Source organism: Anaerocolumna sp. MB42-C2, assembly GCF_030913705.1.
Lineage (GTDB): Bacteria > Bacillota > Clostridia > Lachnospirales > Lachnospiraceae > Anaerocolumna.
This window is the reverse complement of sequence record NZ_CP133190.1, coordinates 5,572,221-5,587,048: the sequence shown is the minus strand read 5'-3', so window position 1 is coordinate 5,587,048 and position 14,828 is coordinate 5,572,221. Positions and strand designations below refer to the sequence as shown.

Here is a 14,828-nt window from a genome sequence, read left to right as displayed (position 1 = left end):
ATATATTTTAACTGATTTTATTAAAATCTTGACTCTTTTTTCTATATTTTGTTGGTGTCTCCTTAAAAACCTGTTTAAATTTTATAGTAAAATAATTAGAATTAGTAAAACCCGTTTTCATAGCTATTAATTCCATAGAGTAATCGGTATTACGTACTAATATCTCTGCCTTCTGTATTCTTGTATTTAAAAGATAATCACCGAATGTCATTTTAAAATTTATCTTAAAAAATCTGCAAAGATACCCCTCACTCATTGATACCTCTTTTGCCAAATCTTTCAACAAAATCTTATTATCATAATTTTTATCAATATATTTCAGAATTTTTTTCATGGTACAGTCTTTCATGGTATCTATCGGTTTACTTATTCTGCACTGGGATATTGACGGATATAAATAATAGAACGCATTGAAAATCAGGGATTTTATTTTAATTTCATATCCCTCCCGCTTCTTTTCAAAAATGTCATATATATTGTTAAGCTCTGCAAACAGTTCCGGCCCATAAGTATCTTCTTTTTTAATTAAATAAAATGCTGAATTATCTTCTTCAAATAGCGGAGCGATATATTTTTGCTGTACGATATCATTTAGTATACCTGCCACAAATTCATAGTCAATTAAAACTGCTCTGAAAATAAGTGCCTGCTGGTAACAGTCATACGATCCGTGCAAAACGTTGGGTTTTATGACTACTATGTCACCAGCGCTTATATGGATATTTTCACCATTTAATCTCATTTTTGCATTTCCGGATACTATATAAAAGAATTCCATCTCATTATGCCAATGGTAATATAAAGGTACGCTAAAATTCTGTTGCAGTATCGTCTCATAAGCACTAACGTGAAAAAGTGTATCACCGTGCTGCAGTATTTCTTTTAGATCATTTTTCTTCATCTCAATATCTCCTGTTATACCAAAACGCTGACTCTGCGTTTTGTGTGTTTCGCAAAGTATGTTATTGTTCACGAAACTGCTGCCTTTATACAGGGAAGTGAACAGTAAACTAATAAATGTTATCCTACTTTGTAATTATACATGAAAATTGTATTATTTTCTTTTACAATAGTAACATAAATTTCTACTATTCTGCTGAATAGATGCTTTCAGAGCATTCCTAAAATAAAAAAAGCACAGATAAATCCATGAGGAAGGATAAATCTACGCTTTTAATAAGATAAACCTATTTATTTTAACATTGTTTCAGTAATTTTATTTCAGTAATATATAAAATTTGAGTAATTCATTAGTTGATAACATAATTGAAATAGTAAATATCTAAATAGTCTCTGGAATTTTAACCGTTACTTTATATATTACACCGGATTTTAGATTCCTTACAATCCCGTCTTGCACAAGCTTATCGTCGACGTAAACTTCTGTTGTTTTAATTCCGGATTCTCTTTTCATTTCAATCTGAAGTTCTGCTCCCCTGAAATTACGATTAACGCTTGCTTCCTGCCAGTGAGATGGAAGTTTTGGATTAATACTTAATCCGTCTTTGGTACCCTTTAACCCAAATAAGCCGTCCGTAAAGCAGCGGTAATACCAGGATATAGTTCCGGTATTAAATAAATGGCTGGAACGTCCTGCTGTACGAGGAAATTGTCTGTAGGCACCCCTATAATAATTTGGTATAAATACAGGTAACTGCCCTCTTCTGATGATATCATTAAGATCCGGTCCGGGAAGCATTTTACGAAGCAGGCGGTAAGCATTATCATTTTCCCCTGCATTATATAAGGCATAGATATAAAATGCGGAGGCATGATTATAAACCGCACCGTTTTCTGCTGTCCCCGGGTGCTTCTGGGTTACACGTCCGACATCTTCACGCATGGCAGTATAAGAAGGTGCCAGTTTTTCAACGCCATATGGAGTTTCAAGCTGTTCTTCTACGGACTTTAATATTTTCTCTTTCTTACTTTCATCTGCTGCCCCGCATAATAAAGACCATCCCTGGGGATTAATGAATATCCTGCCTTCTTTATCTTTACTGATACCAAAAACCACATTGTCATCCGTTATACCGCGGGCATACCATTCCCCATCCCATAGGTACTTATTAATTACTTCGTTGGATTTCTCAGCTTCCAGACGGAACTCTTTACCTGTCTTTATTCTACCGCTTTGATCACAGATATCAGCCCAGATGATAAAAGCATAGGATGAAGCCATTGTAAGCCATCCGGATACGCCTTTTCCTTTATATCCAACCATATTCATAGGGTCACACCAGTCACCCTGTTTAATAAAATTAAGACCCCGTTCATCTCTGTCACTGATTAACCAGCGCATCGCCCTGTCAATATGCTCATTTACAGTCACCTTTTCCTTATTATCTGCAAAGGGTACTAATTCATCTAATATGGTATAATCGCCTGTTTCCTCCAGATAAGCACCGATACAAATCGGAAGCCAGACGCAATGATCCGTATGTGGTACCTGATTTATATATTTTAACTCCGCATCTTCATGTAACAGGATACCATCCGGCATAGCACCACTTTCATTCTGCTGGCTTAAGGCATGAAGAAAGGCAGCTCTTGCAATCTTCGGTTTAATATAACTCATACCCATGTTATCCTGCAGATAATTTCTGGTCTGCGGATCTGTCGTAAGACGGTTGGTAATACCGTGGTAGTACATTTGCCTTGGCAGCCAGTGATTTACGAAGTTATCAAGATCCTTATCCGGTGTCTTTATATCAATACATCCTTTTCCTTCCGCTATGTAATCCGTGTATTCTTTTTCTGCCAGACAGAAACCATCCATGCCGTTTTGATCCTTATCTAAGAAATATTTATGACGAACGGAATCAATCTCTTTCTCATCCTTGGCTGGTCCGAAAAGGAAACGGTACTCCTTTTCCGCACCCGGTTTCATATCTAACTTATACTGATAGACACAGACCGGCATCTCATATCTGGAATCCCCTTTTGCTAATTCTTCTTTAAACACCGCAGACGGTTTTGTAATACCGCCCTCTCCTTCAAAAGCTTCTTCACTAACTTCCCAGGAGTAAGGTTTTTCTTCTGCTAATAAATAGGTCTTATCACTGAAATTCTTAATCGTAGCATAATCCTGATATTTTTGATAAGGTGAAATGGATGAACATACAATACTTTGCAAATCTTCATTATACTCTCCGGATTGGTTCATCCACGACATATATCCTACGGTAAAATAAGGATAAATACTTATTTTTCTGTTTCTGTTTGAACGATTTATTACTTTAATCCGCCACATCTCCATAACATCTGCTTTGGGCAGGCTAAGACTCATTTCAATTACAATGTCTCCACTTTGTACTCTCCATTTAATATCATTTTTGCCTACTAAAAATTTATATTGATCCGGCAGTTTTCGTACAGGTTCATAAGGTGCAGAAAATACTTCTCCGCTTTCCTCATCTTTCACAAAAACAAATCGGCCGGGATGATCGGTATAATAAGGCTGTTCTGGCTGCATAAAGGATTTAGCCTCCAAATTGGGACCATGGGAGTATTTTGCGGGTTCAGGCTGCATAAACTGAGCCACTGCATAACCCCTGCAGTTTACCTGAATCATCATCTTTTCATTCCATAAAAACCCGGTTGCTTTTGGCAGACTTGTGGGACTGGTTAATTCATAATAATTATTGTTTTCTGTTGCTCCTATCATATTATCTCCATTCCTGCGATAAATTTTTACGCGTCTGAAATTATGTGCCGGTAATTCGTAAAACACATACCATATTGTTTCGAAAGCGCTTTCTATTGATCTTTGACGCTCTTTTTATTCAGACATTTACTTATTATATAAGTTAAAATTTTTATCATTATAACAAATCTAAATCTATTTGTATACAGTTTGAAAGAATCAATCTAAAAATTGTTAAATTTAAACAAAAAAATCAGTAAAGAAAACCTTAGCTCTCTACAAACTGCAAACCCATATCAAAAGCTTTTTGACAATCTTTTGGGAATACTTCTTCTCTTCTTTTTTTCTTTGCTTTTGTATCAAAAGCGGAGGTTTCGTATTTGGAATAATCATCAAACTGGTAAGTATCCGTAACAAACAGGGTTTCCACCTTACCATAACTTCTCTTTAAGGGATTTTCAATGGCATTTAAAAACATCTGTTTATAACCTACGTTATCCAAGTATTCTTCCGGAACATTCATAGTATAAATAAGACCTACCGGCATTTTCATACTAGATAGATGAGAATAATTTTTATCATAAACTAAATATTGAAAAAGCAGCCGTTCCAGAAATGACCTCATTTCTCCGGTGACCATTCCAAAGTAGATTGGTGACCCAAGAATCAGGGCATCAGCCTCTTCAATCTTTTCAAATATGGGTTTTAAATCATCATTAACCGCACATTTTCCATAACTTTTACTGCCTAACCTCTTACAGGCAAAACAGCTGATACACCCTTTAAAGTTACAGTCGTACAGATGAATCAGCTCTGTTTCGGCTCCTGCTGATGCTGCACCTTCTAATGCTTTGTTTAATAAAATCGAAGTATTCCAGTTTTTTCTCGGACCTCCGTTGATTGCAATCACTTTCATATGATACCTCCATCTTTATTAAGATCAGAATCTGACCAATAAGCCACTCTTTTACTTTATAATACCTGAGAGCATTATAACATCAAATAAGTCTTTTTACTTCAAATTTATTTAACATTATTAAGTTTTCAAGTAACCAATTATTACTGTCCACAGGCAATTACTTATGGAATGATTGACAGAAAATCAAATCAGCATTATAATATCGATATTCAGATACCGATATGCTTAACTGAGTATTCATGAAAGAAAATATTGTTAAGAAAGGATGCCACCTGAAGATATTATATCTATTATATATATGGCAGTGGGACTTATAAATATGAACGATTTTAGTGATACCCCAATTTCAATTTCAACCCAGGCTTTGGAACGTATGCCTTATTATCTCCAGCATTTAAAACAACTTCAAAAAGAAGGAGTTACTATTATCGCTTCACCTGCAATTGCAGCTGACCTTTCCCTGAACGAAGTCCAGGTAAGAAAAGATTTAGCTGCTGTCAGCACTTTAAAAGGTAAACCGAAATCAGGATTTATCATACCCGATTTGATTTATAATATGGAAGATATCTTGGGGTATCATAATGTGAAAGATGCTGTTTTAGTAGGTGCCGGTTATCTAGGCAGCGCACTTCTTTCTTACAAAGGTTTTGACAGCTGCGGAATGCATATCGTCGCGGCTTTTGATATAAACGATACAATAATAGGTACCGAGATATGCGGTAAAAAGGTCTTACCGGTTAATAAATTAAGCGGAATATGCAGACGTATGAATATCCATATCGGTATCATTGCAGTACCGGAAGATCAGGCTCAGACCGTATGTGATCAACTTGTTGCAGGCGGTATTATGGCCATCTGGAATTTTGCCCCGATTCATCTAAATACACCGGAAACCATAATGGTAAAGAGTGAAAATATGGCTGCTTCCCTGGCTATATTATCAAAACATCTGCAGGAAAAAATAAAACAATCATAAATAATAATACGGAGGTACACAGGATTTGAATACATTATATTTTAAGTATGCTGTTGAGGTTGAGCGCTTAGGATCCATTACCCAGGCGGCAGACAATCTTTATATGGCACAGCCCAACTTAAGCAAAGCAATCAAAGAGCTGGAGGACAGTCTTGGTATCTCCATCTTTAAGAGGACCTCAAAAGGGGTTTTACCCACTGTGAAAGGTGCGGAATTTTTAAAGTATGCTAAAAATATATTAGCACAGATGGATAAAATAGAAGCATTAAATATCTCGGATGAATCCGGAAAGCAAAACATCAATATATCCATTCCCCATGGCAGCTATATTGCGAAAGGTTTAACCAGCTTCGTTGCCGAGTTAGACCAGGAGAAAGAAATAGCAATTAATATCAAAGAAACAAATTCCATGGAGGCAATTAGTAATATAATCTACGATAAATTCGATCTTGGGATTATCAGGTATCAGTGTATCTATGAAAATTACTTTCTGAATTATCTTGCAGAAAAAGACTTTTGTTATGACCTCATATGGGAATATGAATATCTTGCTGTAATGTCAAAGAACCACCCTTTGGCTTCCTCAAAAGACGTTCAGTATGGGGAACTTAGCAAATTTATGGAAATCACTCATGGTGATATTTCTGTTCCCTATATTACCGGCAGTGATACTAAAAAAATCAAAGATCCCAGTCCGTTAAAAAAGAGAATCTATGTCTATGAACGCTGCAGTCAGTTTGATCTGCTCTCCCATATACCTACTACATTTATGTGGGTATCACCGATTCCGCAAGATTTACTGGATCGTTATAATCTGATTCAAAGAAAATGTTTCGTACCAAATCATCAATGCAAAGATGTTCTTATCTATCCAAAAGGCTATAAATTTACTCCTCTTGATAAAAAATTAATTGACAAACTTTATGAAGCTAAAAATGAAGTGGCTTTCCGTGAGTATAATTAATATATAAATATTTGCATATCTATAAGCGTTAATAGTACCATTCATTTAATCTAAATTTTAGACTCTATATAAACGTGAAGCTGAATTAAGTTCAATGAGCAACTGTATGAAGCCATTGTTAATTAAGGTCCTGTAGTTTAAGGACCTTAATTAACATTATGTACTACATTCAAGCGGGGGCGTACCAGGAAAGACCTATATTGTGTATCACGCAATCAAGAAAATGAAATCGTTTCCTCCTATTACTTAATTATGTCTATTCTCTTACCAATTAATTATTCTTTATAAATCCATTTTCAATTATTGCATATATTTATAAAGTAATAACGGTTTTGTTTTAATATATATCAATTTCATCAGAATTACTATAACATTCCCTTTATTTCCCTATATCGAATATAAACTCTGATAATTAATATTCTATTAGCATCTGTACTGCAAATAGATTTGAGCATTTGAAAAAGTCAATAACAATATATCGATATCATAACATCGATATATTGATTTTTATATATCCCGGACGAATTCTGTGATAACACAGCTATTTTCCCGAGTTTATAACACATTAAAACAATATTATTATTTATATATTTTAATTAATTATCTTTTATATCTCCTATAGCATATCGATAACAGCATATCGATATGCTATCTTTATATTACAAGTTAAAATTATAGTTTGTTAAAATAATAACGATAAAATATGTTCAATAAGAAGTATCACCCACGTGTAGCCAAAAATGCTATTCTTCAGGATTTATGCCAATAAAGCATAGGCGTTATTGAGTAATAGAAAACTGCTCTGCAGTTTCCTATCGAAATATAAGAACTCCGCCGGTGGGGCGAATTTCTTATATTTCCTGATTTTCATGCAACATATACGGCCGATACTCGGCCATGTTGCGTTTGTGTGAAATAAAAAACTGCTCTGCAGTTTTCTATCGAAATATAAGAATTCCGCCGGTGGGGCGAATTTCTTATATTTCCCTGATTTTCATGCAACATATACGGCCGATACTCGGCCATGTTGCGTTTGTGTGGAAGAAAATATATTTAAAGGAAGGAATGCCACATTAAGATTCTTTCACACTTTTTATTTTAACAATAGAAATATATGTCTTTTCCGCATTCTATTGTATGTGGCAGCAACACTTCTGTGAGCAGATGTGTTATGCAAGGGGTATTAAAATGAATCAAATAATAAAAAAACAAATATTAAATCCCACTGTTACATTGATGGAGATTGACGCACCCATGATAGCCAAAAAAGCAGAACCGGGGCAGTTTATCATACTTCGTGTGGATGAAAACGGTGAGAGAATTCCATTAACGATTGCTGATTATAACCGTGAAAAAGGTACCGTAACTATTATTTTTCAAATCGTAGGTGCATCAACAGAGGCCTTAAATCACTTAAATACCGGTGATTATATTCAAGATTTTGCAGGCCCTTTAGGAAAAGCAACGGAAACAGAAGGCTTAAAGAAGGTTGCTGTAGTAGGCGGCGGTGTCGGCTGTGCAATCGCTTATCCGGTAGCGAAAAAACTGCATGAGCAAGGCTGCGAAGTACATTCTATCGTAGGTTTCCGTAATAAAGACTTAGTTATCTTAGAAGAAGAATTTAAAAATGCCAGCAGTAAACTGGTTTTAATGACAGATGACGGCAGTTACGGAGAAAAAGGTCTGGTAACAGATGCCCTGAAAGCTTTAATTGAAGACGGCAACCAATATGATACCGTAATCACAATTGGTCCTCTTATTATGATGAAGTTTGTATGCAATCTGACTAAAACATATGGAGTTAAAACTATTGCCAGTATGAATCCGATTATGATAGACGGAACCGGTATGTGCGGCGGCTGCCGCTTAAGTGTCGGCGGTAAAACGAAATTTGCATGTGTAGACGGTCCGGATTTTGACGGTTTCGAAATAGATTTTGATGAAGCAATTGCCCGTTCATCCATTTACAAACCGTTTGAACGTAACGCACATGAAGCAGTATGTAATCTTTATAAAATGGAGGTGAAATAATATGCCGAATATGTCTCTCATTAAAAATGAAATGCCGGCCCAGGCACCTGAGATAAGAAATAAAAATTTCCTTGAAGTAACCCTAGGTTATACAAAAGAACAGGCAATCGATGAAGCCAAACGCTGCCTCAACTGTAAGAATAAACCCTGTATCAGCGGCTGTCCGGTACAGATTGATATTCCTGCATTTATAAAGGAAGTTGCAGAAGGTAATTTTGAAGCCGCTTATGATGTCATCACACGTTCCAGTTCTCTTCCCGCTGTATGTGGCCGAGTATGTCCTCAGGAATCCCAATGTGAACAGAAATGTGTCCGGGGTATTAAAGGAGAAGCTGTTGCAATCGGAAGACTGGAACGTTTCGTTGCAGATTATCATAATGCTAACAGTACTGTTAAGGCAGTGAAACCCGCATCAAACGGACATAAAGCCGCTGTTATCGGCTCCGGTCCCTCCGGTCTTGCCTGCGCCGGTGACTTAGCAAAAAAAGGCTACGAAGTTACTGTATTTGAAGCATTACATCTTGCAGGCGGTGTTTTAGTATACGGTATTCCTGAATTCCGTCTGCCAAAAGCAATTGTACAGAAAGAAATCAATACCCTAAAAGAACTTGGCGTAAAAATCGCTACCAATGTAATCGTAGGTAAAACCTTAACCATAGAAGAATTAAAAAATGAATACGGCTTTGAAGCAATCTTCATCGGTTCCGGTGCCGGATTACCAAGATTTATGAATATACCGGGTGAAAACCTGAAAGGTGTATATTCTGCCAACGAATTTTTAACCAGAGTAAATCTTATGAAAGCATATAATTCAGATAGTACCACACCAATCCAAAAAGGGAAAAAAGTAACGGTAGTGGGAGGCGGCAATGTTGCCATGGATGCCGCCAGATGTGCAAAACGTCTGGGCGCAGACGTTACTATCGTGTACCGTCGTACAGAAAAGGAACTTCCGGCAAGGCTTGAGGAAATCGAACATGCCAAGGAGGAGGGCATTAACTTCCTGTTTTTAACCAATCCTCTTGAAATTAAAGGAGATGAAAATGGCTGGGTTACCGGAATCCGCTGCCAGGAGATGGTCTTAAGCCAGCCGGATGAATCCGGACGTGCAAAACCAATCCCGCTTGAGGGCAGTGATTTTGATGTGGAAACGGAATGTGTCATCATGTCCATTGGCACCTCTCCAAACCCTCTTATCAAATCAACTACAAAAGGGCTTGAAACCCAGAGATGGGGAGGAATTATTGCTGATGAAACTACCGGTTCAACTTCTCTTCCCGGAGTATATGCCGGAGGTGATGCCGTAACCGGTGCCGCTACGGTTATCCTTGCCATGGGTGCCGGAAAAGCAGCTGCTGCGGCAATGGATTCGTATATTAAAAGCAAAGGGGAATAATCATGATTTATAAATCCATTTCCACGCAGACATTACAACGCCTTCCAATGTATCTGAATTACCTGAAATCTTTGCCTGATAATCAGACCTTAAACATTTCAGCTACTACGATTGCCGAGGCATTAAAGTTTAATGATGTGCAGGTAAGGAAGGATTTAGCAATGATTAGTTCCGGCGGCCGGCCGAAAATAGGATATATTACTAAAAACCTGATCTTTGATATAGAAAAATTCTTAGGTTACGATGATGCAGACAGTGCTGTAATAGCCGGTGCCGGTGGTTTAGGCCGTACTCTTCTCTCCTATGACGGTTTCTCCAAATACGGTCTTGATATTATTGCCGCATTTGATATAAGAGAGGATATAATCGGTACTACCATTAATGGTAAGAAAGTACTCTCTTCTGATAAGCTGAAAGATTTATGCAGCCGTATGAAAGTCCGCATCGGAATTATAGCCGTACCGGCATCCGAAGCACAGGAAATCTGCAATACTATGGTGGAAAGCGGTATCCTTGCTATCTGGAACTTTGCACCGGTTACTCTATATGTACCGGACAGTGTCCTGGTTCAAAATGAAGACATGGCATTTTCACTGGCTAAGTTATCCAAGAATTTATCCAGGAAACTGAGTTTTTTATAAAATCATCAGGTCAGTTATAAAATAGTTAGGTGAAATCAAAGTTTATATATATTTAATACAATAGGTTCATTTTCAGAATGGAGGATTTTATGAACGAAACATTTGACTACAAGGTTATTGATGGAATCATCGATGAACTTGGAAGTAAGCAAAGTGCTATTATTGCTATTTTGCAGAATATTCAGGAGCATTACCGCTATCTGCCTAAAGAAGTATTTCCTTATCTCTCGGAAAAACTTGGAATCAGTCAGGCTAAGATATACAGTGTGGCCACCTTTTATGAGAATTTCTCCCTGCAGCCAAAGGGTAAATATGTCATAAAAGTTTGTGACGGAACTGCCTGTCATGTTAGAAAATCGATTCCGATCCTGGAAAGACTACGTAAGGAATTAGATCTTTCGGATAAAAAAGCTACTACGGACGATTTATTGTTCACGGTGGAAACAGTATCCTGTCTTGGTGCCTGCGGACTTGCTCCGGTACTTACCATTAATGATAAAGTATACCCTGCCATGACTCCGGATAAAGCTACGGAACTTCTGAATGACTTAAAGGAGGAAAAGTGATGCTTAACAATAGAGAAGATTTGGTGAAACTTCGCAGTACCTATGAAACAAGCCTTGCTGCGGAAACGAAAAAAATACTGGTTTGCGCCGGTACCGGATGTATCTCCAGCGGTTCCCTGGAAATATATGACCGTTTAGTAGAGCTTTTAACGGAACAGAATATTCCTTGCTCCGTAGAACTGGAAGAAGAACCTCATGAGGATTCTATCGGAATGAAAAAAAGCGGATGCCACGGTTTCTGCGAGATGGGCCCTCTGGTTAGAATTGAGCCGCAGGGTTACCTTTATACGAAAGTTAAACTCTCCGATTGTGAAGAAATTGTAGAGAAAACTATTAAAGAGGGAAAACACATCGAACATCTGGCTTATCAAAAAGGCGGAACAATTCATAAAAAGCAGGATGAAATTCCTTTTTATAAAAAACAGACCCGTCTGGTATTGGAACATTGTGGTCATATTGATGCTACTTCCATTTTTGAATATCTTGGTATCGGCGGTTATTCTGCATTTGAAAAAGCTCTGTTTGACATGAGTGCGGATGATATTATCAATGAAATATCAGAATCCAACTTAAGAGGACGTGGGGGCGGCGGTTTCCCTACCGGCAGAAAATGGGCTCAGGTAAAACGTCAGAATACGGAACAGAAATATATCGTATGTAATGGTGACGAGGGTGATCCCGGTGCATTTATGGACCGAAGCATTATGGAGGGAGATCCTCACAGAATGTTAGAAGGCATGATGATAGCCGGCCTTGCCTGTGGTGCAAGTGAGGGTTACATCTATGTTCGTGCGGAATATCCTATGGCCGTAAGCCGTTTAAAAACTGCTATTGCACAGGCAAATGAACTTGGCCTGTTAGGCGATCATATCCTTGGTACGGACTTTAGTTTCCACTTACATATTAACCGGGGTGCCGGTGCCTTTGTTTGCGGAGAAGGAAGCGCCTTAACTGCTTCGATTGAAGGTAACAGAGGTATGCCGAGAGTAAAACCTCCGAGAACCGTTGAACACGGGCTCTTTGATAAACCTACCGTATTAAATAATGTGGAAACTTTCGCCAATGTTCCTCTTATTATCAGCAACGGTTCCGACTGGTATAAAGGAATCGGTCCGGAGAAAAGTGCCGGAACTAAAGCATTTGCTTTAACCGGTAATATTGAAAATACCGGCTTGATTGAAGTTCCTATGGGTACTACCTTACGCGAGGTAATTTTCGATGTCGGCGGCGGTATGAGGGACGGCGGTGAATTTAAAGCCGTTCAGATCGGCGGACCCTCCGGCGGATGCTTAACCAAAGAACAGCTTGATCTGCCCCTTGACTTTGATTCCCTGAAAAAAGCAGGTGCCATGATTGGCTCCGGCGGTTTGGTGGTTATGGACAGTAATACCTGTATGGTAGAAGTTGCCCGTTTCTTTATGAATTTTACCCAGAACGAATCCTGCGGTAAATGTGTTCCCTGCCGAGAAGGTACAAAACGAATGCTTGCAATCTTAGAACGTATCGTAGAGGGCAACGGGGAAGACGGTGATATTGAACTTCTTCTTGAACTGGCTGATACCATTTCCTCCACTGCTCTTTGCGGTCTTGGTAAAACTGCTGCTTTCCCGGTAGTAAGTACCATTAAGAGTTTCCGTGAAGAATATGAAGCTCATATCTATGAAAAACGCTGTCCGGCCGGAAGCTGCCAGAAATTGAAAAAGATACAGATCGATCCTGAATTATGCAAGGGTTGTTCTAAATGTTCCAAGTCCTGTCCGGTTAATGCAATTTCCGGTAAAATCAAAGAACCGTTTAAGATAGATGAAACAATATGTATTAAATGCCAGGCTTGTATTTCAACCTGTCCATTCCACGCTATTAAGGAAGTTTAATGTTTACTGGACAGTCACAATAATGCAGTAAATTTATCTTCCCATTATTATAATTAAGCAGCACCCCTTTATTTATTCGCCCGCCAAGGCGGGCAGATTGGAGTTTAAACTATGAATACAAATAATTATGTAATAATAGACGGAATGCCGGTTGAAATAAACGGAGAAAAAAATCTCCTGGAGCTCATTCGCAAAGCCGGCATTAAACTGCCTACTTTCTGCTATCACTCCGAGTTATCCATATACGGTGCCTGCCGTATGTGTATGGTTGAAAACGAGTGGGGAGGACTGGACGCTGCCTGTTCCACACCTCCAAAGCCGGGTATGCAGATTAAAACCAACACGGGACGTCTTAGAAAATACCGTAAAATGATCCTGGAATTGCTCCTAGCTAACCATTGCAGGGATTGTACCACCTGCAACAATAACGGAAAATGTAAGTTACAGGATCTGGCTATTACCTTTAATATTGAGGGAGTACGCTTCCCGAATACGGCTGCGAAGCCAAAGATCGATGATTCTTCCAATTGTATCACAAGAGATCAGAATAAATGTATCCTTTGCGGTGACTGCGTACGTATGTGCAATGAAATCCAGAATGTCGGTGCAATCGATTTTGCTCACCGTGGTTCCAAAATGACCATAAGTACTGCTTTTGATCAGCCAATCGCTTCTTCCCCCTGTGTGGGCTGCGGACAATGTGCGGCAGCATGTCCTACCGGTGCCATCGTGGTTAAAAATGATAAGAACAAAGTATGGGAAGCCTTAGATGATAAAAATGCAAAGGTTACGGTTCAGATTGCACCTGCCGTGCGTGTAGCTATCGGTAAAGAATTAGGTCACTCCAATGGAGAAAATACCATAGGTAAAATCGTTGCTGCCTTAAGACGTATGGGCTTCGACGAGATCTATGATACATCCACCGGTGCGGATTTGACTGTTTTGGAAGAATCCAATGAGTTCTTAAAACGGTTGGAAGCAGGTGAGAGTACAATGCCCCTCTTCACTTCCTGCTGCCCTGCCTGGGTAAATTTCTGTGAAAAGAATTACCCTGAACTGCTTCCTAATGTATCGACCTGCCGTTCTCCGATGCAGATGTTTGCTTCTGTGATTAAAGAACAAAATAAAACCTCCAGCAGAAGACCTGTTCATGTAGCTGTAATGCCATGTACCGCTAAGAAGCAGGAGGCAGCCAGGGATGAATTTAAGGTAGATGGTGTTCCGAATGTTGATTATGTTATTACAACCCAGGAATTGATACAGATGATTAAAGAATCCGGTGTTGTATTTGCTGATTTGGAACCGGAAGCTGTGGATATGCCATTTGGGACAATGACCGGTGCAGGTGTAATATTCGGAGTGACCGGCGGAGTTACGGAAGCCGTATTAAGACGCCTTTCTTCCGATAAATCTTCCACTTCCCTAATGACAATTGCTTACCAGGGTGTCCGCGGTATGGAAGGTGTTAAGGAGACCAAAATTATGTTTGGTGACAAAGAACTCCGTATTGCAATTGTCAGCGGTCTTAAAAATGCAGGAGATTTAATTGAACGTATTAAAGCCGGTAAGCATTATGACTTTGTAGAAGTTATGGCTTGTCCTGGCGGCTGTATCAGCGGAGCAGGTCAGCCTTTCACTTCCCAGGAAGAAAAAGAGAAACGTGGAAAAGGACTTTATTCTGCTGATAAATTATCCAATATCAAACGCTCTGAAGAAAATCCTCTTATGATGTCTTTATATAATGGTCTGTTAAAAGGCCGTGTCCATGAGCTTCTGCATGTACATTATGCAGACAGCGTTAAGGAGGAAAACTAA

At 38.6% G+C, this 14,828-nt stretch carries 11 protein-coding genes; 8 read left to right on the top strand and 3 right to left on the bottom strand.

What is annotated here, in order from left to right; all coding sequences use genetic code 11:
- Positions 1–7: 7 nt before the first annotated feature.
- The 3 genes from RBU59_RS24630 to RBU59_RS24620 all read right to left on the bottom strand — a co-directional run bounded on the left by RBU59_RS24630 (position 8) and on the right by RBU59_RS24620 (position 4,562).
- Positions 8–901, bottom strand: coding sequence for an AraC family transcriptional regulator (locus RBU59_RS24630; protein WP_308145122.1), 894 nt, complete (start codon positions 899–901; stop codon positions 8–10).
- Between the two features lie 381 nt (positions 902–1,282).
- Positions 1,283–3,667: a GH36-type glycosyl hydrolase domain-containing protein gene (locus tag RBU59_RS24625; protein ID WP_308145121.1), complete on the bottom strand. Its 2,385-nt coding sequence runs from the start codon at positions 3,665–3,667 to the stop codon at positions 1,283–1,285.
- 247 nt (positions 3,668–3,914) lie between these two features.
- A complete protein-coding gene (locus tag RBU59_RS24620; protein ID WP_308145120.1) occupies positions 3,915–4,562 on the bottom strand; it encodes a flavodoxin family protein in 648 nt (215 codons plus the stop codon).
- Positions 4,563–4,884: 322 nt separating this feature from the next.
- Between RBU59_RS24620 and RBU59_RS24615 the strand changes: the two genes are divergently transcribed.
- The 8 genes from RBU59_RS24615 to RBU59_RS24580 all read left to right on the top strand — a co-directional run bounded on the left by RBU59_RS24615 (position 4,885) and on the right by RBU59_RS24580 (position 14,828).
- On the top strand, positions 4,885–5,541 hold the full coding sequence (locus RBU59_RS24615) for a redox-sensing transcriptional repressor Rex (RefSeq protein WP_308145119.1): 657 nt from the start codon (positions 4,885–4,887) through the stop codon (positions 5,539–5,541).
- 25 nt (positions 5,542–5,566) lie between these two features.
- Positions 5,567–6,505, top strand: a complete 939-nt coding sequence (locus tag RBU59_RS24610) for a LysR family transcriptional regulator (protein ID WP_308145118.1) — start codon at positions 5,567–5,569, stop codon at positions 6,503–6,505.
- Between the two features lie 1,188 nt (positions 6,506–7,693).
- The gene (locus tag RBU59_RS24605) at positions 7,694–8,536 is read left to right on the top strand and encodes a sulfide/dihydroorotate dehydrogenase-like FAD/NAD-binding protein (protein WP_308145117.1); all 843 of its coding nucleotides are present in this window, start codon (positions 7,694–7,696) and stop codon (positions 8,534–8,536) included.
- Between the two features lies 1 nt (position 8,537).
- The gene (gltA, locus tag RBU59_RS24600; RefSeq protein WP_308145116.1) at positions 8,538–9,932 is read left to right on the top strand and encodes an NADPH-dependent glutamate synthase; all 1,395 of its coding nucleotides are present in this window, start codon (positions 8,538–8,540) and stop codon (positions 9,930–9,932) included.
- 2 nt (positions 9,933–9,934) lie between these two features.
- Positions 9,935–10,573 carry a redox-sensing transcriptional repressor Rex gene (locus tag RBU59_RS24595; RefSeq protein ID WP_308145115.1) on the top strand — a complete coding sequence of 213 codons (639 nt, stop codon included), beginning with the start codon at positions 9,935–9,937 and terminating at the stop codon, positions 10,571–10,573.
- A gap of 89 nt (positions 10,574–10,662) precedes the next feature.
- On the top strand, positions 10,663–11,139 hold the full coding sequence (locus tag RBU59_RS24590) for an NADH-quinone oxidoreductase subunit NuoE family protein (RefSeq protein WP_308145114.1): 477 nt from the start codon (positions 10,663–10,665) through the stop codon (positions 11,137–11,139).
- Complete coding sequence (nuoF, locus tag RBU59_RS24585) at positions 11,139–13,013, top strand: NADH-quinone oxidoreductase subunit NuoF (protein ID WP_308145113.1); 1,875 nt, start codon at positions 11,139–11,141, stop codon at positions 13,011–13,013. Before RBU59_RS24590 ends, nuoF begins: the two co-directional genes overlap by 1 nt.
- 111 nt (positions 13,014–13,124) lie before the next feature.
- Positions 13,125–14,828 carry a [FeFe] hydrogenase, group A gene (locus tag RBU59_RS24580; RefSeq protein ID WP_308145112.1) on the top strand — a complete coding sequence of 568 codons (1,704 nt, stop codon included), beginning with the start codon at positions 13,125–13,127 and terminating at the stop codon, positions 14,826–14,828.